Here is a 25,447-nt window from a genome sequence, read left to right on the forward strand (position 1 = left end):
ATTGTTTAAGTTTAAAGTTCTATTTCTATTCCCAATAAATAAGTTTTTACTGAAGGATAACTGTATCGGGAGTAGGCTCCGCTAATAAATGTCTGACCGGCTCCGGTTTGGCTTTCTCCTGAACCTATGGATACTTCAGGATCTCCCTCAAATTTTGTCCACGTAATTAGGTTTTGCCCGGATAAAGACAGTCTGATTTTATTAACCGGTAATGATTCTCCGATTATCTTTTTATCAAAAGTATATCCGATGCTCAGGTTTCTTAATCTGATATAAGATGCATTCTGTAAGAATCTATCCGTTGTTTGCAAACCTGTAACTCCACCGGGAGCATTAGAATTATTGCCAGGTCTTGGCAGAACATCGGTTTGGCCTGGGGTGGTCCAGTAGTTTACCGCATCAGCTCTCATATTATTATTGTTTCCATTGATATAATTCAACATATCTTTGGCCATATAATTGTAAGTGTAATTTCCTGATTTATAGCTGAAATCTGCCTGAAGATCAAATCCTTTATACGTTAAGCTGGTTCCAAATCCTCCATAAAATTTAGGAAGCGGAGATTTTTTATCTATTAAAACGGCATCATTGGAATTATAAATTTCCGTAGTTCCTCCATCTTTAGTATAATATATTTCATTTCCGTTATCAGGATTAATACCTGCACTTCTCACTAAATAAAAAGAATATGGTTCATATCCTTCTTTTAATATATTGATCCCCATAATTCTTTCACTTTCACCCTCTCTGAGTTTAAGAAGCTTGTAGCTCATTATACTGGTATTGGCACGGACACTCCATGTGAAATCATGAGATTTAATAATATCAGCTGATAAACTAAGCTCCAGTCCTTTGTTTCTTAAGTCTCCTGCATTAATGTAGGTTTCATAAGCGCCTCCTTCAGAGCTGTAATCCGGAACAGATAAGATGAAGTCCTTTTTCTGATCGATAAAATAGTCAATAGTTCCCCTTAATCTGTTTTTTAATAATCCGAATTCTGCACCGTAGTTCTGTGATTTGGTAACCTCCCATTTAAGGTTGTCATTTCCATAGGTAGAGTTGATGCTAATCGTAGGATAAGTACCATTAATCCCACCTGACATTAATACCCGGTTGATGTTTAGAGGTATATTATTATAACCTCTTGTACCTATGGAGGCTCTCACCTTTAATAAAGAAAAAATATTATCTTTAAAGAAGTCTTCGTTGGTGATATTCCATGCGCCGCTTAATGACCAGAAAGGCTCTGAAGTGATGTTTTCTTTTCCGAACCTGGAATCTTTATCCTGTCTTACAGAAGCTGTTAAAATATATTTTTTGTTATAATCATAGGTTAAAAAGGCCCCATAAGAAAAGGTTTTGTATTTCTGATCATATCCTCCTACAGCAAAAGGCGTTGAAGCATTATCCAGCTCGTTTAATGTAGGGGATGAAAAGCTTTGTCCTGTAGCTCTAATATAGTCATTTCTATATTCGGTATATTCTACTAAACCAAGCAAGTCAAAACTATGGTTACCAAAAGTCTTGTTATAGTTAAGAGTATTGGAGTTGGTATAACGGAAACGGTTCTGGCTAGTTTCTGAAATTCTTCCGTTGTTTTTATATGACTGCTCCAGGAAGGAACCTCTCAAAATTTTGTAAGTATTTCTGATATTGTTGAAATATCCGCCTAGCTGCGATTTGAAAGTAAGTCCTTCTATGATCTTGTACTGTGCATATATATTCCCGTCGAAAATAAGAGAGTTACTGTTTTCAGGATTGTTTTTAAGAGCATCCAGTATTGGAAATCCTAAAGAAGTTGGATTATAGCTTCCATCTGCATTATAAACAGGCTCATAGGGATTGTAGGCATATATATCCACGAAAGGGTTTTGCACATTATTTCTGTCCCTTATTTCCTGGTTCATGCTGTAATTCACCCCTGTAGAAACTCCTATACTTAATTTATCAGTAGGATTGGCATCATACTTTATTCTACCCGTATATCTTTTATAGGCATGGATATTTCTTACAATACCGTTATCGGAATCATAACCTAGCGAGAAGGTATATTTCGACTTTTTATCTCCACCTCTTATTCCGATCAGATAAGATTCTACAAAAGATTTTCTTAAGATACCTTTTTGCCAGTCATGGTCCCGTGCCAGATCTTCTGCGTTTTCCTCAGCAGTTCGTGGTTCATACCCTGAGATTCCCAAATTGTACATTTTGGTTTCATAGTCAATTTTCTCAGCGGTGTTCATCATACGGAAGTTCTTATCCCTGATTTTTTCTGAAAATCCTGTTTTAGAACTAAAAGTAATTACGGGCTTTCCGCTTTTTCCACTTTTTGTGGTTAGGATAATAACCCCGTTGGCTCCCTGTGAGCCATAGATGGCAGCAGCTGCAGCATCTTTAAGAACAGAGATACTCTCATAATCGCTGGGATTGATGGAATTAAAAACATCCTGAGCTCTCTGATCATTTCCAACAATGAATCCGTCAATTACAAATAAAGGGTTGGAAGCTCCCACGGAAGCCGTAAGATTTCCTAAACCTCTTACTCTGATAACTGACCCTGATCCGGGCTTCCCATTCAGTGAAGATATATCCACACCGGAAGCCTTACCTTGTAAAGCATTGGTTCCCATAGTGGAAGAGGAAAAATTGGATAAAGACTTTCCTGAAACAACAGTTATTGCAGAAGTAACTTCATCTTTATTCTTTTTTTGATAACCGGTTACAACGACCTCGTCGATCGTTTTTTCCTTAGTAATAGTATCTTTTTTTGTTGATTGTGCAAAAGTAGTCTGCCCCATAAAAAACAAAACTCCGATACTTAACACATGTAATTTCGCACTCATATAACATATTTTATAAAATAAGTGGACAAATGTGTTAATTATTAATTTTATTTGCAATTTTTTAACATTTTGGCTAAAATTGTGATTTTATTTCAAATAATTTGTTTATTTATTTGCTTATTGTTTAAATAATTAAATATTAATTTTTATAATGGGTATGGAAATATTTATGATTATTTATTAATGATAAATTTTTTAATAGTTTAGTCTTTAATTTATAATCATTCTAAATAATAATGTTAAAAAATGTAAAAACAACCCACTCAAATGAGTATTTTGGACATGCAAAAAAAATAGCGAACTTTTAACAGGTTCGCTTTATTTTTAAGAAGTAGGAAAATTTATTTTAAAAAAGGATTGTATTGTTTTTCAAAGCCGATGCTGGTGGGGTTTCCATGTCCGGAAAAAACCTGGGTTTCATCATCCAGAATAAATAATTTGGTCTTTATTCCGTTGATAAGCAAATCATAATCTCCTTTATAAAGATCCGTTCTTCCGATACTGCCTTCAAAAAGGACATCCCCGGAAATCATGAATTTTTGGTCTTCATTATGATAAACGATACTTCCCGGCGAGTGACCCGGAACATGATAGATTTTGAATTTTTCTCCATCCAGTTCAAGTTCTTCGCCTTCTTTAATGTATTCGATATCTACATTTACGGGATTAACGGGTAATCCGAATCTCATGCCGCTCATTTGAAGCATGTCGAGAACTTCCTTATCATCCTGGTGCATCGTTACCGGTATCTTGAACTGATCAAAAGCCCACTGTAAGCCTAAAACATGGTCAATGTGTGCATGGGTAAGAAGAATTTTCTGAATATGTAAACCCTTTTCCGTAATAAAATCACTGATAAGTTTGGTTTCTTCATTATTCATATTTCCGGGATCAATTAACCATGCATTTTTATTTTCATTGTAAAGGATATAGGTGTTTTCACTCGCGAAATTGAATACAAAGGCTTGAATCTGAAGCATTGGAATTTTTTATCAAAAATACAATAATCTTAAGAAACTGAGTATTTTTCTTTATCTTCGTAATAATGAAAACTTTACGATTACTTTTAATTTCTTTAAGTAGCTTGATGTTTGGACAGAACATTCAAAGCATTCAGTTATTCAATCCTCAGACCAATGATGAAACGCCCGTTATCGGTTTTGACGAAACGTTGGTTTTGAATTTTGATGACCTTTCCAATGCCAGTGAAATTTATAGATATACGATCAAACATTATGACCGTAACTGGAATGAGGATAATCTTTTCTTTACCGAATATGCGACGGGAAGCCTTAACGGTCTGTTGGATCAGTTTCAGTATTCATTCAATACTTTACAGCCTTATACTCATTATACCTTAACGTTTCCGAATGAGAAGATGAAGCCTAAAATATCAGGTAATTTCGAATTGATTGTCTATAAAGATTCAGCGGAAAGGCCTTTGTTTAAAAAAAGATTTTATGTAGTTGAAAAAAATGCTTCACTTGCCGTCAATGTCTCCAGAATTACAGATCCCCGAAACCCTAATATAAACCAGAGGGTAGAGGTGAAGGCCACTTCGCTGGGCGGAGACCTTTCCTCCAATGTCAATTCAATGAGCTTAAATGTGGTTCAGAATAATAATAGGAACATGAGTATATTTAATCTGAAGCCTACTGCCACATTAGGAAATCAACTTCTTTTTCAGCAGATGAACCTGACTTTTCCCGGTAATAATGAATTTTATTATTTTGATAATAAAAATATGAATATGGCCGCCGACATGGTCCGTGCAACGGAAGTTAAAGATGGTGTCAATCATACTTATCTGCATGCGGTATGGGCTTATCCATTGAATTATCAATATCAGCCGGATGTAAACGGAGCTTTTTATTACAGAAGAAATGATATGGGAATAGAAAGAGACGCTACCCGTGAAGGGGATTACTCATGGGTGTATTTTGCACTGGATTCTGATCCGATAGATAAAGAGATCTATGTATTGGGGGGATTTAATGATTTTACCGCGAAAAAAGAATATCAGATGCTGTATAATGAAGAAACTAAGCAGTATATAGCCAAGATTTTCCTAAAGCAGGGATTCTATAACTATATTCTTACCACTAAAGAGAGTGACGGTTCCCTCAATTTTGGGGAAATCAACGGGAACTTCTGGCAGACTGAGAACCTTTATCAGGCATTTTTATACTATGCCCCTTTTGGAAGGAGCTATGATGGGCTGATGGGGTATGGTGAATTCAGAACCCCTGTAAGATAAATTGAGAACATATATTAAAGAACTCATTGTTGTAATTCTTTAAATATTGCCGTAATAAAAAGACTTTCCTGATTTTCCAGAAGATAATGGATGTGTACGGGAAAGTCTTTTGCTTTGTATACCATAACTTCCTGATATTCTGCTTGGGATAGGTCGGGATATTGCTGGATTTCCCTGATGGACTCATGAAGGGATTCCAGGAAATCAATTCCTTTGTTTTCCTTTTCGGCATTAAATACTCTCATAAGCAGCCGGATATCATTTTTGGCTATGGATGATAAAAAAACTTTCATTAGGCAAAATGTCTTTTTAAGTCGGAAATGTTCTCATAGAAATCAAGTTTGGTTGTTGGGTTTTCTTTATGGAATTCTATTCTGTAAAGAACCTCGTCTATTTGAAACTGGGGTATAGAAGATTTATTCTGATCTTCATACCGGTTGAGTACTTTGTTAAGAGCTTCTAATAATTCAGGGGGGAAGCTGTCTATTTTACGGTGTAAGATTTCAACAGTGGTATTCATAATGTAAAATTTAATGGTTTTGATAAAACAAATTTATACAAAAATTTATAAATAAAATCAGTATTTTTAATTTTTAACAGGGGTGTGTTGTTTATTTTTATATTATTTTATAATTTACCCCTATTTTTTATGGGGTTATTGTTTTATTTTTATATTTTTGTAAGCGTAAGATTAGAATTGACTTACATGTTTTTGTAATTCCAAAAAAAATGACACTCATTTTTATGAGTGTCATTTATATTGAGTAATGAGTGAAGTCTTACACCAAATAAAAGTCATTCAGCTTTTCCTCACACAATATTTTTACAACTTCAATCCAGCGGTCTTCATCATTCAGACAAGGAATGTAATGGAAGTTTACTCCACCAGCATGTAAAAACTGCTCTTTCCCTTCTACGGAAATTTCTTCCAGTGTTTCCAGACAATCCGAAACGAACGCAGGGCAAACAATTGCGAGATTTTTCACCCCTTTTTTAGGAAGGCTTTCCAGGGTAGCATCGGTATAAGGCTCAATCCATTTGTCTTTTCCCAGTCTCGACTGAAAAGATACAATGGTTTTTTCTTTAGGAAGTCCCATTCTGGCAATAACAGTCTCCGTAGTTTTATAGCATTGATGTCTGTAACAATAGGCGTTATGCGTGTCTACCTGGCTGTTGATACAGCTAGCCTCATCAATTTTACAGGTGTTGGAAGGGTCTGTTTTGTAAATATGTCTTTCCGGTACACCATGGTAAGAAAACTGTAAAGCGTCAAAATCCTGGGGAAGCTTTTCCTTAATGCTTTCCGCCAAACAATTGATGTAAATTTCTCTATTGTAGAAAGGCTGGATATAATTGATCTTAATATCAGGAAAATTCTTTTTTCGTACTTCTTCAGCTTTTTCAATAACGGTCTCCGTGGTACTCATTGCATATTGAGGATAAAGAGGAAAAAGAACAATCTCATCAATCCCTTTTTCTGCCAGTTTACGAATTCCTGTTTCTATACTGGGCTCAGCATATCTCATTCCGATTTCCACGGGTACATCCACTACCTTTTGAAGTTTTTTCTGAATTTTCTCCGTAATTACAATTAAAGGAGAACCCTCATCTGTCCAGACCGTTTTATAGGCTTCGGCAGATTTTGCAGGTCTTGTATTTAATATAATTCCACGGACCAGTAATGCGCGGAATATCCATCGGTAATCAATTACCCTTTCATCCATTAAAAATTCATCCAGATATTCTTTAACGTCTTGTACTGCAGTAGATCTTGGAGATCCCAGATTTACGAGTAAAATTCCTTTTTTAGCCAATATTGTTTAATTTAATAATGAAAAAATTCTATTATGTTTCCTCAGATATTTATCCGTTTACGGCTTCTACTTTTTCTACCAGCTCAGGAATGAACTGTTTTAAAATATTTTCAATTCCGTTCTTTAGCGTAGCCGTGGAGCTTGGACATCCGGAACATGCACCCTGTAAAAGCATTTTTGCTGTTTTGGTACTTTCGTCATATTCCATTAAGGATATTTTTCCTCCGTCATTTTCTACCGCAGGAGCTACATATTCATTAAGTATATCTGAAATTTTCTGCTCATCATTGGTATAATCTCTGTTGATGATTTTTTCTACAGGACTTTCATGCTTCTGAGGTTCAAGGTTGGAGATGGCCCCGCCGTTCTGTAAATATTCTGCAACAAAAGCTCTTACTGCCACCATTACCTCATGCCATTCTACGGAATTGTCTCGGGTCACTGCCACAAAATTATCCGAAATAAAAGCTTCCTGAGCAAAATCAAATTCATCAAAGATCGCTTTTGCTAAAGGAACTTCATCCGCTTCCTCTCTGGATTTTACTTCTACAAAACCTTCCAGTAACAGCTTATTGGAAACAAACTTCATTACATTGGGATTGGGTGTCATTTCCGCATAGATCTGATACATTTCTTTTCTTTTCTGAATATAAATTCGCGGATTAGCCAGTAATTCATCTTCGATCACATTTTTCAGGCTTTCTGAAACATGCTCCCATTCTACGGTATCTTGTTTAGCTACCGCTACAAAATTCGCTGTGATGAATATTCTTTCTACAAATGGATAGTTGAAAAGTTCCTGTGCAAGCGGAATTTCTGAAATATCTGAACTTCTGTCCAACTCTAATGATCCCGGAATAAGATTGTAATCAGCTACAAACTTCATTACTTTTGGGTTTTCAGTTGGCTCTATTAGTATGGTACGCATTTTTTAGTTAAATTTGAGAATACAAAAATACGGATTAGATACGGGAGTAAAGAAGGAGAAAGTTAGATTTTTGCTATAAGAGTGATAATTGATTTGAATTTATAAAGCGGTATTGAATATTTTATCTCACATTTTTAACGGTAACTATTTTCCTCTGATTATTTTACTAATATTTATCATAATATATCTCCGTTATTTTTCTTAACTTTCATTAATAAATCTAATAAATATGGCACTTGTAAAAGAACTTTTAGGCATAACCCCTCAGATCGGTGAAAACACTTTTTTAGCCGAAACAGCAACCATTATCGGAAATGTGGTAATGGGAAAAGAATGCAGTGTTTGGTATAATGCGGTAATCAGGGGAGATGTTCATTACATTAAAATGGGAAATAAAGTAAATGTTCAGGATAATGCAATGCTGCATTGCACTTATGAAAAATATCCGTTGACTATAGGAAATAATGTTTCGATAGGACATAGTGCGATTGTGCATGGCTGCACGATTCAGGATAATGTGTTAATCGGTATGGGATCTATTGTAATGGATGACTGCCTTATAGAGGAAAACTCAATTGTAGGGGCGGGATCTGTCGTTACACAGGGAACTCATATAAAATCCGGGGAAGTATGGGGAGGCGTTCCGGCGAGGAAGATCAAAGATATTTCATCCCAGCTGCTGGAAGGGGAAGTAAACAGAATTGCAGATAATTATGTGAAATATTCTTCCTGGTATAAAGAATAAAATTAAAAAATAATATCAAAATAGTCTCACCCCGGGTGAGACTATTTTTTTTCCTTAGTGTAAAAAATTAATGTATTTAGGGAATAATTAATTCGGGTTTTCCCAAACTGTTGCAGGTAACCTTCTCCGGAGGTGAAACCAGCATACAGTCTGAGGTAATGTTATATCTCTTATTGTATTCAGATTCTTTTTTTGTGTATTCCTCGATCTTCGGCAAGAGGGTAGCCTCCAGTTTTTTAGGATAGGCAATATAAAATTGCGGACCTCCGCACGCTTTGGAGCCCATGGGTGCAAATGTCCATTCTTCCGGGGCAGTACATTTTTCCTGAGAAGCTTCGGCTTCAATATCTCTTTTTAAATTGGCCAGGATAGTTTGTTCATATTTCTGGGTTTCATCATCAATCGGCTTTTCCGAAATATCTTTTGGTAGATTGGTATTGGCGTTTTTAGCAGCACTGCAGGATACTAATATCAACGCCATACATAGACTCATAACAAATGCCTTCATAAAATGTTTTTTCATGGATTTTTTTTTAAAGTCAAAATGTATGCCGTTACTATAATTTCAAAAACCTTTTCCGTAATTTTGGGGCGATGAACCATCATTTTTTTGATTTAATAGAACATACCAACAGAAGTGTATTTCTTACCGGAAAGGCAGGGACAGGGAAGACAACTTTCCTGAATGATTTCGTAAAAAGAACGAGAAAGAAGCACATAGTAGTTGCGCCTACGGGAATTGCAGCCATTAATGCGGGAGGAGTTACCATCCACTCGATGTTCGGGCTGCCGTTAAGAACATTTCTCCCTACTACAGAACGTATTGACGGAAGTCAGGCCATGAATATTGCGGACCTGATGCCTCATTTTAAATACAGAAAGGATAAGCTCAAGCTTTTAAGGGAATTGGAAATTCTAATCATTGATGAGGTTTCTATGTTACGGGCGGATGTTCTGGATATGATGGATTTTTCTTTAAGATTTATCAGGAGAAATAACCAGAGGTTCGGAGGGGTTCAGATGCTTTTTATCGGAGACCTTTATCAGCTGCCGCCGGTAGTAAGAGATGAACATATTCTTAAACAATATTATCAGTCTCCCTTCTTTTTTGAAAGCCATGCCCTTAAAGAAATACCTCTGGTGACCATTGAGCTTACCAAGGTGTACAGGCAGTCGGACGAAGAGTTTCTTAAAATATTAAATGCCATCCGTGACGGAGATGTGGAACATATTGATTTCGATAATCTCAATTCCCGATATGATCCGGAATTTGAAGCTGGAAGAGATGCCTACGTTTATTTATGCTCACATAATAAAATGGCTGACGAGATCAATCAGCAAAAACTGAAAGAAATACAATCTCCGCCTTCAGTTTATGAAGCTAAACTTTTTGGAGAATTTAAAGAGAACCAGTTTCCTAATGAGCAGTTTCTTGAACTGAAAGTGGGAGCACAGGTCATGTTTATCAGAAATGATATTTCTCCGGACAAAAAGTATTTTAACGGCAAACTGGGAGAAATTTCTTCTCTGGATGAAAATGAGATCAGAGTAATTTTAGAAGGAAGTGAAAGGGAGATTGTAGTGAAAAGAGAAGTCTGGGAACAGAAAAAATACTTTTTGGATGTTGATAAGAATATCAAGGAAGAAGTATTGGGTAGCTTTGAGCAGTTTCCGGTGAAATTGGCCTGGGCAGTAACTATTCATAAAAGCCAGGGACTCACTTTTGATAAAGTCATTATAGATGCAGGAAAAAGCTTTACTGCAGGGCAGGTATATGTTGCCTTATCCCGGTGCCGGACATTGGAAGGAATTGTTTTAAAATCTAAAATTACACCGGAAGTTATTTTTAAAGATAACCGTGTTTTAAAATTCCAGGGCGATACCATTGCCAATGATTATGTGGAAAATATCCTCAATCAGGAAAAGTATGATTACAGTATCCGGAAAGTATTGAGAACACTGGACAGCTTATGGCTGTTGCAGGAGGTGGAAAACTGGAACAAACTTTCCATTTCTACCCGGAGTATTGATCATGTTAAAACCAATCAGCTCTATCTCCAGCTTAAACATGAAATCATCCGGATTGGAAAAATTTTTGAAAAGCTGGAAAGAATTTTATTTCAGAAAATCAATCAGTTTATCCATCAGAAAGAAGAATGGGCAGAAATAGAAAATAAAAGCAAAGGAGCCGTTAATTTTTTCTTTGTTGAAGTAAGGGATAAGATCTTCAACCCTCTAAAAGACTTCTATGCAGAAGTGAAAGGAAGTAAAGGGCTTAAACAGTATAACGAAGAATTTAAAAGCTGGCTCGAGGATATTGAAGAATATTTAAATAGTCTGAAAGAAATCCATCTATTGGAAACTAAGCTTCTGGATGATAAGAATAATAAAGAAGTAAGCCTGAAGATTGCTAAAGTTCCTTCTCAGGTGCTTACCTTCCAGCTGTTTGAAGAAGGAAAGACCATAGCTGAAATTGCTGTGGAAAGAGGATTGGTAAAAGAAACAGTGATTGGCCATCTGGCAAAGTTTGCAGAACAGGGACTTCTGGATATTTCCAGGGTCATCACTTCTGATAAGATTAAGACCTTTGAAGAAGAGTTTAACAAAAGCTCACATACTACTCTTACTGAATGGAAGAATGCATTGCCGTCGGATTTTGAGTTCAATGAAATAAGAATTTTACTAAATCATTTCAACTACAAAAAAAATAGGGAAGAATAAAGGATATCCAATAGTTTTTTCATCTGATTATTAATCACACTTATCAATTTAAAAATCCGGACTAAGCTAATTTAAAGCCGTAAATTTGTTAAGTGTTTATATAAAAATAGAGAGAAATGAAAAACTTCGAAATATCCGTTTTGGACCTTGCTCCCGTAAAGCAGGGAAAAAGTATTCATGATACTTTTCAGGATAGTTTATCCCTGGCCAATCATACGGAAAGTTTAGGATATAAAAGGTTCTGGCTGGCAGAACATCATAATATGGCCAGTATAGCGAGTTCCGCTACTTCTGTTTTAATAGGTTTTATTGCCAACGGAACGAAAACGATCCGCGTAGGCTCAGGAGGTATTATGCTTCCTAATCACAGCTCATTGGTGATTGCAGAGCAGTTTGGAACACTCGAATCTCTTTTTCCCGGCCGGATAGATTTAGGATTGGGAAGAGCACCCGGTACAGATGGTTTAACAGCCAAAGCGTTGGGAAGAAATCCAATGATCATTAATGAACAGTTTCCGAGACAGATCCTTGAGCTTCAGACGTATTTTTCAGAAGAGAATGCTGATGCTTTGGTTCGGGCTATTCCGGGCGAAGGATTAGATATTCCTTTATATATATTAGGTTCCAGCACGGATAGTGCTTGGCTGGCTGCCGAATTAGGGCTACCTTATGCTTTTGCGGGACACTTTGCACCTGAGCAGATGGAAATGGCATTTAAAATTTACAGAGAACATTTTCAGCCGTCAAAACAACTGTCTTCCCCTTACATTATTGCTTGTGTAAACGGAGTGGCTGCCGAAACTTCTGAAGAGGCACACTGGCTTTCCACTACATTATATCAGGCATTTATCAATATTCTGAGAAATGACAGAAAACCATTTTCTCCGCCGGTGGAGGATATGGATGATATCTGGTCCCCGATGGAAAAAGCCGGAGTCTTGCAAAAATTAAGATATACTTTCATAGGAAATCAATCGGAAGTGGAGGAACAGATTGAAAATTTTCAGGAAAAATTCAATGTAGATGAATTAATGATTAATTCCCATATTTACGATCATCAGAAAAGATTAGACTCTTACGAAATCCTTAGTAAAGCAGCAAAGTCTTTATCTGATAAGCAATAAACTTTTTGTATTAATTGGCTGATGCTTATTTTGTAAGTATCTTTGTGTAAATTTTAAGTAAAAACATGTCTGAAATTAAATTAAATACTATTCCAGAGGCTATCGAAGACCTTAAAAATGGTAAAATAATTATAGTGGTAGATGATGAAAACAGAGAAAACGAAGGAGATTTTCTTTGTGCTGCCGAACTTACAACTCCTGAAATTATCAACTTTATGGCGTATCATGGAAGAGGGTTAATCTGTATGCCCCTTCCGGAAAAAAGATGTGACGAACTCGGACTTGATGTCATGGTAAGCAGAAGCAGCGATCCTAAAGAAACAGCTTTTACGGTTTCTGTAGATCTATTGGGAAATGGTACTTCTACCGGAATTTCTGCCGGTGACAGGGCGAAAACTATTTTAGCTTTAATGGATGAGAAGTCCAAACCGACAGATTTTATGAGACCGGGACATATTTTCCCGCTTCGTGCTAAAAAAGGAGGTGTTTTAAAAAGAGCCGGGCATACGGAAGCTGCGATAGATCTTACCCATTTGGCAGGTCTTAAAGAAGGCGGTGTGATCTGTGAGATCATGAATGAAGACGGAACTATGTCCCGTTTGCCGGAACTGCATGCCTTCGCGCAAAAGCATGATATGAAAATTGTCTCTATTGAAGACCTTATTCACTATCAGCTTAAAAAAGGAAATCTTATTGAGAGAATTGAAGAAAGAAAAGTAAAAACATATTACGGAGATTTTGACTTCTATGCTTTCAGGGAAACATCCAATGATCAGATCCATTTTGCGCTCGTAAAAGGAACATGGAATCCTGAAGAATCACTATTAGTGAGAGTACAGTCCTCAGACTCTTATTTTGATGTACTGACAAGGCTGAATAACGGGGAAAAGCCGTTATTGGAAAAAGTAACCAATATGATCAATGAGGAAGGAAAAGGAGTTATCATTTTCATTAATAATGTTTCAAGCTCTGAGAATACCCTGAGAAAGCTTCAACAGTTTTTAGATTATCAGGATGGGCAGGAACAAAGGCCTACGTTAGCTTATAATTACAGGGATTACGGTATAGGTACCCAAATTCTGAAAAATTTAGGAGTTGAGAAATTCAAAGTGATTACTCAAAATCCGGATGTGAAACCTCAGATTGGAGGATATGATGTAGAAGTAACCGAAATGGTACAACTATAAAATAAAAAAATGGCTTGAGAAATCAAGCCATTTTTATTTCGTCAAAATTTTTAAAGCCATTCAGAAAATCTTTGACATTCATTCTTTTCTTACCTTCAAGCTGAATTTCCAGCGGATAATAAATGCCATCCCGGGTGTATATTTTGAAAACATTCTTTGAAATATCCAGAGTCCCTGCCGGCTGCCCATGATTGGAAATTTCATAGCGGCCCCCGAAGATTTTTAATCCTTTTTCTCCTTCTCCTATTTTTAAAGTAGTAAAAGCAGACGGATATGGAGACATTCCTAAAATGAACTGATGAATAGTTTTTAAAGGCAAATCCCAGTTGATGCGGGTATCTTCTTTAAATATTTTATAAGCGTTTTTAGGATTTTCTACCTGTGGTTGAGGTTTTTCCTCAATACTGCCTTCCGCCAGCCTGTCTAATGTTTCTACCACCAGCTTTCCTCCTAGCTCCATAAGCCTGTCATGTAGGCTGCCAGCATTTTCATCAGGTAAAATATCAATTTCTTTCTGGAGGAGAATATTTCCTTCATCAATTTTTTCATTAATAAAGAAAGTAGTTACTCCTGATTTTTTTTCTCCGTTGATAATAGCATAATTAATAGGTGCAGCTCCCCTATAATCGGGAAGAAGAGAGGCGTGGAGATTGAATGTTCCCATGGCAGGCATTTCAAAAAGAACTTTAGGCATCATTCTGAAGGCCACAACCACAAAAATATCGGCATTAAGGCTTTTCAGTTCTTCCAGAAATTCAGGGTTTCTGAGTTTCTCAGGTTGAAAAACAGGAATTTGATGGGCAACGGCAAATTCTTTAACCGGAGACTGATGAATTTTCTGGCCGCGTCCGCTCGCTTTGTCCGCAACAGTAACTACGCCCACTACCTGGTGACTTGACCGATAGATAGCTTCCAGTGAATTTTTAGCAAATTCAGGAGTTCCTAAAAAAACAACTTTTAATGATTTCATAGTACAAAGATAATGGTCTTTTGAGAATTAAAGGGTGCTCCGTATAGGAAAACCAAGTTATGCCAGAGTATACGTTCTAAAATTCAGCATCTTTACTTTTCCGCTGTCTAAAAGAAAGATAAGATTTTCTAAAATGTTTTCTTTAGGATGGAAGCTCAGCTGTATGGAAAGTTCTTCAATGGTCTGAGGTTTCTGGCTTAATAAGCCTATGATCTGGGAAGAAATATTTTTTCCGAAAATGGTTTGTTTATTTCTCTCACATACCGAACATTGCCCGCAGTTTTTAGAATTGGTTTCACCAAAGTAGGATAGAATGAGCTTCATCTTGCAGTAGTCATTATTCTCGATATAGAATTTCATTTCTTCCCACTTTTGGATTTTATTCTTTTGAATATGTTCAAAAAGCTTCCAGTAGGCTCCGTTAATAGCTCTTTCGTCACGGGGTTTTAGAAATTTAATGCTGCTCAGAGCACCGTCTATATATTCAAGATAATTTTTTTGCTGCATTTCCTTTAATCTTTCTTTAATCAAAGGTATTCCTGCATTCATTTTATGGCTCAATGCCTGCTCGCTGAACATCACTTTATGGGTGGAAATACCCGAAATACTTCGGAAAAGTAATTCGATGAAATAAGCATCTTTTTGAGGTAATTGGTCTATTTCATCCGGTTTTATAAGAAGCTCCAGGGAAGAAAGGCTTTTATTGAGATTATAAAATATGATCTCCTGGTTATGGAGAAAGCTGAGGACATTATTGATTTTGGCCAATGATAATCTGGTAAAGTTTTGAATACCCGCAGTATTTAATTGAAATATCTTTTCAGGCATTTCATATTCAGCCACCTGAAATATAGAGTAGAGGTAGCTGATAATTCTTTGAAACTCTGATTTATTGGGAATCTGATTTTTTAATATCTGATCGAAGTTGGAAATTTCCTGTTTGTTCCAGAGTAAAAAAGCAAAACTTTCTTTTCCATCCCTTCCGGCTCTTCCTATTTCCTGATAATAATTTTCTAAAGAAGGGGAAGGGGAATAATGAATTACGAATCGTACATTATCTTTGTCAATACCCATTCCAAAAGCATTGGTAGAAATCAGCACATGATTATTGCTGTTATTCCAATGGTTTTGCTTACTGTTTTTTTCTTTTGTAGTAAGTCCTGCATGGAAAAAATCTACGTTGGTTAACTGGTTTTTCTTTAAAAATTCTGTTAGCAGTTCGGATTCTTTCCTGGTGCGGACATATATAATACCTGAACTGTCATTATATTTCAAAATATCAAGAACGCGCTGGAATTTATCAGTAACTTCTTCCGTGAAGATTTTAATATTTTCTCTTTTGAAGCTTTTCTGAAATACTTGAGGATTGTTGAGCTCCAGTTTTGATTTTATTTCTTCAAGGACTTTGGGAGTCGCTGTTGCGGTTAATGCCAGACAGGCAATCCCGGGATGATTTTTTCTGAATCCTTTTATATTTTGATAACTTGGGCGGAAATCCTGTCCCCATTCGGAAATACAGTGGGCTTCATCCACGGCAATGAATGACAGCTGAATTTCTTCAATATTTTGTAAAAATTGAGTATTGGTTAATCTTTCCGGAGAAATATATAGAATTTTTGTTAATCCGTCTTTACACCGGTTATAAATAGTTTCCGCATCATACTCATCCAGTTCTGAAGATAGATATTCAGCTTCGATTCCCCTAAATTTTAATTGATTGACCTGATCCTTCATAAGAGCCAATAATGGTGAAATGACGAGGCAGGTTCCTTCTTTAAGAAGGGCCGGAAGCTGGTAGCATAAAGATTTACCGGCTCCTGTGGGTAATAGTACTAAAGTATCCTTCTCTGTGATGATTGAATTGATAATTTCCTCCTGAGTATCTCTAAATGCTGTATAGCCCCAGAAATGTTTCAGGGTATTGTATTTGAGCTGTTGAAAGTCTTGTGAAGAAATCATGGGGTAAAAATAAGGAAAAGTATCATAACAAAAAAAGCCACGCTATCGCGTGACTTTAAAAATATATCAATAATAAGTTTATTATTTCGCTTCGAAGTATACTCTTCTATTTGCTCTGTTTTTCCATTCAGGACATTTTGAAGTAGGATCACATTCAGGATATTTAAGGTCTTTTTTACCTTTTCCAACAGCGTTAAGTTTAGAAGAATCTACACCATTTTTGATTAGATAATTTTTAACACTATTAGCTCTTCTTTCAGATAGTTTTTGGTTGTAAACTTCAGTACCTTTTGCGTCAGTAGCTCCGATTACATTGTAAGAACCATTTGAAGTATTGATGTAATTAACAGCATTATTCAAGATAGGTGTGTTAGAAGGTAAGATTCTGTCAGAATCGAAATCGAATTCAATTCCTTCTAAAGTTCTTTCATCTTCTTTTACAATTCCAGGAGTTACAGTAGGACATCCGTTGTTTTCAACTGGTCCAGGTACAGTAACACATTTGTCGTAAAGGTCGATTACACCGTCAAGGTCTGTGTCTAGAGCTACACCAGCACCGTCAACTCTTGCTCCTGCAGGAGTATCAAGTTGTCTGTCCCAATCGTCGCAAACTCCATCATTATCAGCATCTCCTTTTTTACAAACTTCGATATCTTGGTTTTTGTTAGCCAATACATCTAGCTTATAATAGATCTCCTGTAATGGGTCATGCCACATAAGGTGAGATTCGTGTTTTCCTAATTTTAGGGAAATACCTAAAGTAGCATTTACGAAGTTATCAGAAGTGTTTTCTTCACGTTGGTTGATAGCGCTATATTGTTCACCACCACCATCGAATGAATCATCACCTGTGATTACATACATTACTCTACCTTCGATGTCAATTCTCTTGTTAACTTTGAATTTAACCCCGGCACCAGCCTGACCGAATAAAGAACCTAGTTTGAAAGGTTTTACTTCAGTTACTAAGCTTTGTCCAGCAAGGTTTTTCTGATAAGCTCTGTATGCTAGTGTACCAACACCTGCATATCCGTGAAGAGCCCATCTGTAAGTAGAATGGTTGTCAACTCTTCTGAATAGGTTAGAGAAGTTAACGTCTCCCAATAATGAAATCGCATCATATTGAGTTCTACCTGCCACTTGCTCAGAAGCTGATACGTTTGTAGGAACAGCATCTTTGGTATTGAACCATCCTTGTCTTGTTTCTCCTCTGTCATATTGCAATTTTAACCCAAATGCATGAGTAATTGCTTTATCAATACTGATGTATGCAGAGTAACCGAAAAGGTTTTTACCGTTACCGTTCTTTATAGATGTTAAATCAGCTGACTGAATTAGCGGTGTACCTGCCCCTATTGAGATCGACCAATCGTTGAATCTTTTAGAACTATTGGTGAAAGGGGATACATTGGCAGAACCCGAAGAAAATGTATTAGGATATTCTCCATTTGAAACTGCCGTTGAGTCTTGTGCATAACTAGCTGTAGGTATAGCCAACGCTAATGCGACAATTGCTAAACTTAATTTCATAGTGTATTTTTTATTTAGTTAATTAAATGATTTATTTTCCTTTTAAAGCAACGAAAGTTTTGCTTTAGTTTATTTTATTTCTGACACTATTACTGTTATTTTACAGGACATCCATTGTTAGATGCAGGTCCGGGAACAGTAACACATTTGTCATATAAGTCAATAACTCCGTCAAGATCCATGTCTAACGCAACTCCGGCACCGTCCACTCTTGCTCCTGCAGGAGTGTTTAGCTCTCTATCCCAGTCGTCGCAAACCCCGTCGTTGTCATTGTCTCCTTTTTCACAAACTACAAGATCAGATGTAGAATTTTCTACAACACTCATTCTGTAGTAAGTTTCCTGCAATGGATCATGCCATGCCAGATGTGATTGGTTTTTTCCTAATTTGAACGATACTCCAAGGTTTACAGTCCACATGTTGTCTGATCTTGAATCGTCGATCATGTTGTACTTAGAAACTTTGGAATTAGGATCGTAGTCTTGAGGACCTGCCCATCCACCACCATCGAACTCGTCGTCACCACTAATGATGTACATTGTTCTAGCTTCAATGTCGATAAGCTTGGAAACTTTGTACTTCAGTCCAATTCCGAATTGGTAGAATAGTGAATTGATGTCAAGATCTTTTTTGATGAATAAAGGTACTCTTTTAGGATTCTCACTCCATCTGAACTCATTGTCATCATGAAGAGATGTTTTGTATCCCTGGAACCCGATACCAGCATAACCGTGGAATGCCCATCTGTAAGGAGAATGGTTATCTACTCTTCTGAATAAATTAGAAAAGTTGATGTCTCCCAATAAAGCAATCTGATCATACTTTGTAGTAGCAGTTCCTACACCAGCAAGTAACCCTGCTTCTCCATCTAGTTGTGCTTTCTGTTTAGTTTCCCCTCTTTGGTAAGCCAAGCTTAATCCAAATACGTGAGAAATTTGCTTATCTAAACTTACATAAGCATTGTACCCCCAATTAACCTTTTTGTCATAAATTGATCTAAGGTCTGAGTGTACCATAAACGCAGCACCACCACCAACTGATATTGACCAGTCGTTAAATCTTCTAGCCTTGTTGTCGAAAGGTTGGACATTGGCTGAACCTGAGGAAAAAGTATTAGGGTATTCGTTTGAATTAACGGTAATACTGTCCTGAGCATAAGTAGCAATAGGCAAAGCGGCCAATAATAATAAACCTAATTTCATACAATATGTTTTATGTTTTGTTCTTAAATAAATTTTTTTATTAACTTTTTTGAAAATTCTCTCTCAAAAAGATGTTTTTGATGAGGGATTTCCAATTTCTCCGATTTAAAAATCAAATCATCGTATTTCACAATATCAATGTCAATTATCCGGTCCGTATAGCCGCCAGATACCTTGGAATCACTAATTCTGCCCATTGCAATTTCAATACTTTTAACATAATCAAGCAGTTGAATTGGTGAAAGCCCCGTTGATATTATTGTTGCAATATTACAAAAAATATTGGAACTAACAAATTCTACAGGTTGTGATATTAAAAATTCGCTGTTTTTTAATATTATATTACCTCCGGCACTAATTTTTTCAAGGGCGGTTTCCAGATTCTTTTTTTTATCTCCGATGTTACTTCCCAGTAACAAAATGGCCTGATGTTGCGACATATCTAGCAAATGAATGATTTATGAAAAGTTTTCTAAAAAATGTTTTAGCAAATATAGTTGCTATTATTATACTATTTGCTGCATTTTTCTTCTTTTTCGTTATAGTTCTTATGTTTAGTTCTATGGGAAGTGAGAAATCGGTAGTGGTGAAAAAAAATTCGGTTTTAACGATTAATTTAAAAACTAATATACTGGACAGCCCTACAGAAGAGCAAACCAATGTTTTCAATATTAAAAGTCAGACGGGAAATGTTCTGATTTATGAAGCATTAGAAGCTATTAATAAAGCTAAAACGGATGATAATATAAAAGGTATAAGCATCGAAGCAGATGATCTGAATGCCGGTGTTACCCAGATTGATGATCTGAGAAATGCTATTGAAGATTTTAAGAAAAGCGGAAAGTTTGTATATGCATATGGAAATACCGTATCGCAATCCGCTTATTATCTGGGAACAGTTGCCGATCAGTATTTTTTAAATCCTGCCGGTTCTATTGAGTTAAAAGGGCTTTCTACTGAGGTTACTTTCTTTAAGGAATTTGCTGAAAAATATGGGATAGGGATTGAAGTAATCCGTCATGGTAAATTCAAATCAGCGGTAGAGCCATTTTTAAGAAATGATATTTCACCGGAAAATAAAGAGCAGCTAAGTACATTATTAAATGATATTTGGAAGAGTACTTCTACACGGATGGCTGTTTCAAGAAAAATTGATACCCTTCAGTTCAGAACTATTGTGGACAGCTTATACGGAATGATTCCTGAACAGAGTCTGAAATATAAGCTTGCTGATAAACTTATTCAGAAAAGTGAATATGATGATTTAATTAAAACCAAATTAAATGCTAAAGAAAGTGATAAGCTCAATAAGATCTCGCTGGGGAAATACATCAGCTCATTTACCGATGAAAATAAATCCGGAGATAGGGTAGCTATTTTATACGCTTCCGGATCCATATATGGCGGGGAAGGGTATAATGATATTTATTCTGAGAAATATGTAGAATATATCAAGGACTTACAGGATGATGATAAAGTAAAAGCAGTGGTCTTCAGGATCAACTCTCCGGGAGGAAGTGCCAATGCATCTGATGAAATCCTGTTTGAACTGCAAAAGCTTAAAAAGAAAAAACCTTTGGTAGTGTCATTTGGTGATTATGCTGCTTCCGGTGGATATTATATTGCAATGGCTGCTGATAAGATTTATTCTGAACCAAATACACTTACGGGATCCATTGGAGTTTTTGGGGTGATTCCTTACTTTAAAGATATTGCCAACAAAAATGGGGTGCGTTCAGATATTGTTGCCACCAATGCTAATTCAGCTTATTATTCAAGTTTGAATGGTGTTACTCCTTATGGAGTTGCCCAGATCACAAGAAGTGTGGAAGGCGTTTATAAAAGATTTGTCCATTTCGTTACCCAAAACAGAAAACAGACTTTTGAGCAGATTGATAGTGTGGGAGGTGGTAGAGTATGGAGCGGAACAAGAGCCAAGCAGTTAGGTTTGGTGGATGAGCTGGGAACTCTTAATGATGCGGTGAAATTTGCAGCCCAAAAAGCAGGACTTAAATCTGATTCTTATAAAGTAAATTCTTATCCTAAAAGGATGTCACCTTTTGAGCAGATATTTAAAGACCTTAATGAAGATGATATTTCTGCAAGGATCATTAAAAATAAAATAGGCAAGGCGAATTATGAAATTTTACAACAGATCACAGATAAAAAGCTTAAATCTGAAGTTAAAATGGAAATGCCTTATCAAGTAAAAATTAACTAAATTATATTGTCAAAAAGAACGGTATCTGAATATTTTCAGATACCGTTTTTATTTTGTTAACTATTTAAGTTAGCCTTTCTTGGTTGCCATACCATATATCCAGAGTACTACCAAAGCACCTCCTACTGCCAGCAGCATGCTTCTGAAATCAAAGCTTTCTACTGTTCCCCATCCGATGGCACTCCCGATAAAGCCTCCTACAAAGGCTCCTACGATTCCTAGGATAATTGTCATTAGCCAGCCACCTCCTTGTGTTCCCGGCATAATCATTTTTGCAATTGCACCTGCGATAAGACCAAATATGATCCAAGTAATAATCCCCATAGTTTAAAAATTTTAATGTTAGTATTGGTTGAAATATGGGAAGAGATGAGATAAATCATCTTTTCTTGAAAAATGAATCAACAAATTCTGTACCATTAAATAATTGCAAATCCTGCATTTTCTCCCCAACTCCTATATACTTTACGGGAATCTGGAACTGATCGGATATTCCAATGACTACTCCTCCTTTCGCAGTTCCGTCCAGTTTGGTAACAGCCAGAGCGTTTACTTCGGTGGCTGCTGTAAACTGTTTGGCCTGCTCAAAAGCGTTTTGCCCGGTGGAGCCGTCTAATACTAAAAGGATTTCGTGGGGAGCGTCAGGAATAACCTTTTGCATGACTCTTTTGATCTTGGAAAGCTCATTCATTAAATTAACTTTATTATGAAGCCTTCCGGCAGTATCTATAATGACAACATCCGCTTCCTGGGCTACGGCACTCTGTACGGTGTCAAATGCTACGGATGCAGGGTCGGAGCCCATATTTTGTTTGACAATGGGAACGCCCACTCTTTCACTCCAGATCGTAAGCTGATCTACAGCCGCCGCTCTGAAGGTGTCAGCAGCTCCTAATACCACCTTTTTACCTTCGGACTTAAATTGATGTGCAAGTTTTCCAATGGTAGTAGTTTTTCCCACACCATTTACTCCCACTACCATAATTACATAAGGCTTTTTGGACGTATCTATATTTCCTGTACCGGCATGTGGATTTTCTAATAATAAACCGGATATTTCCTCTCTAAGGATTCCGTCCAGCTCACTAATATTTATATATTTATCACGGGCTACCCGTTCTTCGATCCTTTCTATGATTTTAATGGTAGTAGAGGCTCCTACATCCGAAGCAATCAGAACTTCTTCAAGATCATCCAGCACTTCATCATCTACTTTGCTTTTGCCGACTACGGCTTTCGTCATTTTTTCAAAGAATCCCTGGCTGGATTTTTCGAGTCCTTTATCTAGGGTTTCCTTTTCTTCTTTTTTAAAAATATTTTTAAACCAACTCATAGTTCAGTTCTTATTTGTTCGTAATAATTGCAGGGCTCATTAAATATGTTTGAATAATTCAAACAAAATAACGGCTGCCAGCCTATCTGAATTTAATCGGTAGTATTGGATTTTAGTTTTAAAGCCCTTAAATGCCACCACAATTCACCAGATAAGCAAAGATAACAAAAAAACTACCCAAAAGCTGAGTAGTTTTTATATTGTAAATAAAGTAAGGATTATTTTTTCAAATAACCGTCTACTTCGTCTGCATTCATTACTTTTTCTTCGAAAACGTAAGCCCCTGATTTAGATGACTTCACCATTTTCACAACTTTAGTCATTTTTTTTGACTGACCACTTTGTAGGGTTGCTACTACTTTTTTTGCCATGGTAAATTATATTTTTATAAATTACTTGATTTCTTTATGAACGGTATATTTTTTAAGAACAGGATTGTACTTTTTTAATTCCAATCTTTCTGTGGTGTTCTTTTTATTTTTTGTAGAAATGTATCTTGACATTCCCGGCATTCCGCTTTCTTTATGTTCTGTACATTCAAGAATCACTTGAACTCTGTTTCCTTTTTTTGCCATGATTTCTTAATTATTTAATAAATCCGTTTCTTGTTGCTCTTTCAATAGCCTCTTCAATTCCAATCTTGTTAATTACTCTCAATCCATGAGCAGAAACTTTTAACGTTACATGCTTTTCTTGCTCCGGAAGGTAAAACTTCTTCTCCAATAAGTTAATTTCAAAACGACGCTTCGTTTTGTTATTAGCGTGAGAAACGTTGTTACCAACCATTGCACGCTTTCCTGTTATTTGGCAAATTCTTGACATATCTCGATGTTCTTTATTTGTATAATATTTGAGAGTGCAAAATAACGAAGAATTTTTTAGATAGACAAATGTTTTTCTAAATTATTTTCTAATTCGTTGGATTATTTTTTGCCTCTTATCGCTTTATTTTCTACTTCCCATTTTGCTCTGTACCCGTTTTATTACAAAATAAAAAACGAGAAAACCCAGTGCAAAAACCGATATTCTTGAAAGCAGATCTCCTGTTCTTGTATAAAAAGACTGCTGGTCATAGAGGTTGACTTTTGCAAATAAAGCTGTTTGGTCACCATACAGTGTATCGGCTTCAATTTCCCCCTTTGCATTGATGTGGGCTGATATTCCACTGTTTGCAGAACGGGCGATTTCTCTCCGGGTTTCTATGGCTCTTAATCTGGCATAGGATAATAACTGCTTGTGTCCTTCGGTTACTCCCCACCATGAGTCATTCGTCATTATCGCCAAAAAGTTAGCCCCTTTTTTTACATAATCTGTTACAAATTCACCGTAAATACTTTCATAGCATATAATCGGAGCAATTTTTCCTTTATTGTAGGGATTGGAGAAAGCGACTCTTTCTTTATCCGTTCCCAGAGAAGCTACCGTTCCTCCCAGGTTGAGCATGGCATTGCCCAGCAAGGGTTTAAGAACGCTCATATAAGGAAAGATCTCAACGCCCGGTACTAATTTTCCTTTATGATAAACTTCCACCTTTTTATCAGGGACAATCTGAACGGCCGCATTAAAGCTTTCTACCCATACTCCCTGATTAACCTGATAGGCCTCTTTAGGAAGGTCAACATCACTGAAGTAATACCTGTGTGAAGAAATCCCTGTGTTGAAAACTGATCCCGGATGTTTTGAAAGGAAACCTTTAATGTTATTCAAAAGCAGGCTTTTTTCAAATCCTGTTTCGGATATGGATCCTCTTCCGGGTAGAGAAGTTTCCGGAGCAATATAATAATCGATCTGTCCTTTTGAGTTTTGTTCAGCAAGATTTAAAAGATCATTCAGAATGGTAATGCTGTCTTTGGCATATTTTTCCGCATAGGGATCCAGGTCCGGCTGAAGCATCAGTACATTGATCTGCCCAATAGGTTTTTCTTTGAAACTATTGTATTTAAAGATGGAAATAATCATAGGAAGGATAATTAATCCTGCTATGACGGATAGGTTTATTATTAATTCTTTTCTTTTCCTTCCTGCCTCCCATACTCTCAAAGAGTAGAAGATGAATACATTTACTATTAAGATCCAGAAGCTTCCGCCCGTAGCTCCTAAGGTATCATACCATTGAATCAGTTTTGGATATTCTGAGAATACGTTTCCGAGGTTAAGCCACGGCCATGTCAGTTCCCAGGCCATATGAAACTTTTCGAAGCTCATCCAGAGGGCAATTAAGAAAGCTAATCCCCAATATGTTCCCTGTGCATTTTTATACCAGTGATACAGCTGGAATGCTAAGGAGTAAAGTAAAGAATTTACTAAAACCGGAAAGAGTACAGCCATGAGGGAATGACTTCCATCGGGGTTTTTGGAGCCGTATAACCAGCCTGTAGTCACTACATTCCAGATCACAAAGCAGATGTAGGAAAGTCCGAAAACAGCCCAGCTTTTTCTTTTTATTGCTGAAAATTTGGAAATATCATGTTCCATCATCAGGAGAGGAACAAGAGCAAAAAATATAAAGAACGGAACACCGTAGGTAGGCCATGATACGGAAAGTAACATCGCAGAGATGAGTGTAAGTAAAATGTATTTCATGGAAATATTATATAGAACAAAAATAGGACT

The 25,447-nt window shown here is 36.5% G+C and carries 24 protein-coding genes; 6 read left to right on the forward strand and 18 right to left on the reverse strand.

Annotated elements, in window-relative coordinates; genetic code table 11:
- Window positions 1–11: 11 nt before the first annotated feature.
- Both ABJ974_RS03340 and ABJ974_RS03345 read right to left on the reverse strand, forming a co-directional pair.
- On the reverse strand, window positions 12–2,843 hold the full coding sequence (locus ABJ974_RS03340) for a SusC/RagA family TonB-linked outer membrane protein (RefSeq protein WP_419869972.1): 2,832 nt from the start codon (window positions 2,841–2,843) through the stop codon (window positions 12–14).
- Between the two features lie 341 nt (window positions 2,844–3,184).
- Window positions 3,185–3,823 (reverse strand): MBL fold metallo-hydrolase, encoded by a 639-nt coding sequence (locus ABJ974_RS03345; protein ID WP_419869973.1) that lies wholly within the window; start codon window positions 3,821–3,823, stop codon window positions 3,185–3,187.
- Window positions 3,824–3,888: 65 nt separating this feature from the next.
- On the opposite strand from ABJ974_RS03345, the gene ABJ974_RS03350 reads away from it, so the two are divergent.
- On the forward strand, window positions 3,889–5,100 hold the full coding sequence (locus ABJ974_RS03350) for a type IX secretion system plug protein (RefSeq protein WP_419869974.1): 1,212 nt from the start codon (window positions 3,889–3,891) through the stop codon (window positions 5,098–5,100).
- Window positions 5,101–5,123: 23 nt separating this feature from the next.
- Here ABJ974_RS03350 and ABJ974_RS03355 read toward each other — a convergent pair whose 3' ends face one another.
- The 4 genes from ABJ974_RS03355 to ABJ974_RS03370 all read right to left on the reverse strand — a co-directional run bounded on the left by ABJ974_RS03355 (window position 5,124) and on the right by ABJ974_RS03370 (window position 7,842).
- The gene (locus tag ABJ974_RS03355; protein ID WP_419869975.1) at window positions 5,124–5,393 is read right to left on the reverse strand and encodes a hypothetical protein; all 270 of its coding nucleotides are present in this window, start codon (window positions 5,391–5,393) and stop codon (window positions 5,124–5,126) included.
- Window positions 5,393–5,620 carry a hypothetical protein gene (locus ABJ974_RS03360; protein WP_419869976.1) on the reverse strand — a complete coding sequence of 76 codons (228 nt, stop codon included), beginning with the start codon at window positions 5,618–5,620 and terminating at the stop codon, window positions 5,393–5,395. Before ABJ974_RS03360 ends, ABJ974_RS03355 begins: the two co-directional genes overlap by 1 nt.
- 259 nt (window positions 5,621–5,879) lie before the next feature.
- Window positions 5,880–6,914: a ferrochelatase gene (gene hemH, locus ABJ974_RS03365; protein WP_419869977.1), complete on the reverse strand. Its 1,035-nt coding sequence runs from the start codon at window positions 6,912–6,914 to the stop codon at window positions 5,880–5,882.
- 49 nt (window positions 6,915–6,963) lie between these two features.
- A complete protein-coding gene (locus ABJ974_RS03370; protein WP_419869978.1) occupies window positions 6,964–7,842 on the reverse strand; it encodes a NifU family protein in 879 nt (292 codons plus the stop codon).
- Between the two features lie 229 nt (window positions 7,843–8,071).
- On the opposite strand from ABJ974_RS03370, the gene ABJ974_RS03375 reads away from it, so the two are divergent.
- A complete protein-coding gene (locus ABJ974_RS03375) occupies window positions 8,072–8,587 on the forward strand; it encodes a gamma carbonic anhydrase family protein (RefSeq protein ID WP_419869979.1) in 516 nt (171 codons plus the stop codon).
- A 76-nt stretch (window positions 8,588–8,663) separates the two neighbouring features.
- Here the strand turns inward: ABJ974_RS03375 and ABJ974_RS03380 are convergent, their stop codons facing one another.
- Window positions 8,664–9,110, reverse strand: coding sequence for a hypothetical protein (locus ABJ974_RS03380; protein WP_419869980.1), 447 nt, complete (start codon window positions 9,108–9,110; stop codon window positions 8,664–8,666).
- Between the two features lie 71 nt (window positions 9,111–9,181).
- On the opposite strand from ABJ974_RS03380, the gene ABJ974_RS03385 reads away from it, so the two are divergent.
- The 3 genes from ABJ974_RS03385 to ribB all read left to right on the forward strand — a co-directional run bounded on the left by ABJ974_RS03385 (window position 9,182) and on the right by ribB (window position 13,619).
- The gene (locus tag ABJ974_RS03385) at window positions 9,182–11,308 is read left to right on the forward strand and encodes a helix-turn-helix domain-containing protein (RefSeq protein ID WP_419869981.1); all 2,127 of its coding nucleotides are present in this window, start codon (window positions 9,182–9,184) and stop codon (window positions 11,306–11,308) included.
- Window positions 11,309–11,424: 116 nt separating this feature from the next.
- Entirely contained in the window at window positions 11,425–12,432 is a 1,008-nt protein-coding gene (locus ABJ974_RS03390; RefSeq protein WP_419869982.1) for an LLM class flavin-dependent oxidoreductase, read from the forward strand.
- Window positions 12,433–12,497: 65 nt separating this feature from the next.
- Complete coding sequence (gene ribB / locus ABJ974_RS03395) at window positions 12,498–13,619, forward strand: 3,4-dihydroxy-2-butanone-4-phosphate synthase (protein ID WP_419869983.1); 1,122 nt, start codon at window positions 12,498–12,500, stop codon at window positions 13,617–13,619.
- Between the two features lie 22 nt (window positions 13,620–13,641).
- Here ribB and fmt read toward each other — a convergent pair whose 3' ends face one another.
- From fmt to folK, 5 genes are all read right to left on the reverse strand, one after another.
- Entirely contained in the window at window positions 13,642–14,589 is a 948-nt protein-coding gene (gene fmt / locus ABJ974_RS03400) for a methionyl-tRNA formyltransferase (RefSeq protein WP_419869984.1), read from the reverse strand.
- Window positions 14,590–14,646: 57 nt separating this feature from the next.
- Window positions 14,647–16,548, reverse strand: coding sequence for a RecQ family ATP-dependent DNA helicase (locus ABJ974_RS03405; protein WP_419869985.1), 1,902 nt, complete (start codon window positions 16,546–16,548; stop codon window positions 14,647–14,649).
- An 81-nt stretch (window positions 16,549–16,629) separates the two neighbouring features.
- The gene (locus ABJ974_RS03410; protein WP_419869986.1) at window positions 16,630–18,078 is read right to left on the reverse strand and encodes an OmpA family protein; all 1,449 of its coding nucleotides are present in this window, start codon (window positions 18,076–18,078) and stop codon (window positions 16,630–16,632) included.
- Between the two features lie 95 nt (window positions 18,079–18,173).
- Window positions 18,174–19,280: an OmpA family protein gene (locus ABJ974_RS03415; RefSeq protein ID WP_419869987.1), complete on the reverse strand. Its 1,107-nt coding sequence runs from the start codon at window positions 19,278–19,280 to the stop codon at window positions 18,174–18,176.
- Between the two features lie 23 nt (window positions 19,281–19,303).
- Window positions 19,304–19,720, reverse strand: a complete 417-nt coding sequence (folK, locus tag ABJ974_RS03420) for a 2-amino-4-hydroxy-6-hydroxymethyldihydropteridine diphosphokinase (protein WP_419869988.1) — start codon at window positions 19,718–19,720, stop codon at window positions 19,304–19,306.
- A 20-nt stretch (window positions 19,721–19,740) separates the two neighbouring features.
- Between folK and sppA the strand changes: the two genes are divergently transcribed.
- Window positions 19,741–21,501, forward strand: a complete 1,761-nt coding sequence (gene sppA / locus ABJ974_RS03425; RefSeq protein ID WP_419869989.1) for a signal peptide peptidase SppA — start codon at window positions 19,741–19,743, stop codon at window positions 21,499–21,501.
- Window positions 21,502–21,570: 69 nt separating this feature from the next.
- On the opposite strand, the gene ABJ974_RS03430 is transcribed toward sppA, so the two are convergent.
- The 6 genes from ABJ974_RS03430 to lnt form a co-directional block, all read right to left on the reverse strand.
- Complete coding sequence (locus ABJ974_RS03430) at window positions 21,571–21,825, reverse strand: GlsB/YeaQ/YmgE family stress response membrane protein (RefSeq protein ID WP_419869990.1); 255 nt, start codon at window positions 21,823–21,825, stop codon at window positions 21,571–21,573.
- Window positions 21,826–21,880: 55 nt separating this feature from the next.
- Window positions 21,881–22,834, reverse strand: a complete 954-nt coding sequence (ftsY, locus tag ABJ974_RS03435) for a signal recognition particle-docking protein FtsY (RefSeq protein ID WP_419869991.1) — start codon at window positions 22,832–22,834, stop codon at window positions 21,881–21,883.
- 218 nt (window positions 22,835–23,052) lie between these two features.
- Window positions 23,053–23,205, reverse strand: coding sequence for a DUF4295 domain-containing protein (locus ABJ974_RS03440; protein ID WP_002976755.1), 153 nt, complete (start codon window positions 23,203–23,205; stop codon window positions 23,053–23,055).
- A gap of 21 nt (window positions 23,206–23,226) precedes the next feature.
- Window positions 23,227–23,409: a 50S ribosomal protein L33 gene (rpmG, locus tag ABJ974_RS03445; RefSeq protein ID WP_053327078.1), complete on the reverse strand. Its 183-nt coding sequence runs from the start codon at window positions 23,407–23,409 to the stop codon at window positions 23,227–23,229.
- A gap of 10 nt (window positions 23,410–23,419) precedes the next feature.
- Window positions 23,420–23,656, reverse strand: a complete 237-nt coding sequence (gene rpmB / locus ABJ974_RS03450; protein WP_419869992.1) for a 50S ribosomal protein L28 — start codon at window positions 23,654–23,656, stop codon at window positions 23,420–23,422.
- 123 nt (window positions 23,657–23,779) lie between these two features.
- Entirely contained in the window at window positions 23,780–25,417 is a 1,638-nt protein-coding gene (gene lnt, locus ABJ974_RS03455; RefSeq protein WP_419869993.1) for an apolipoprotein N-acyltransferase, read from the reverse strand.
- Window positions 25,418–25,447: the final 30 nt, after the last annotated feature.

It is taken from the genome of Chryseobacterium sp. CT-SW4 (assembly GCF_048572715.1).
Classification (GTDB): Bacteria; Bacteroidota; Bacteroidia; order Flavobacteriales; family Weeksellaceae; genus Chryseobacterium.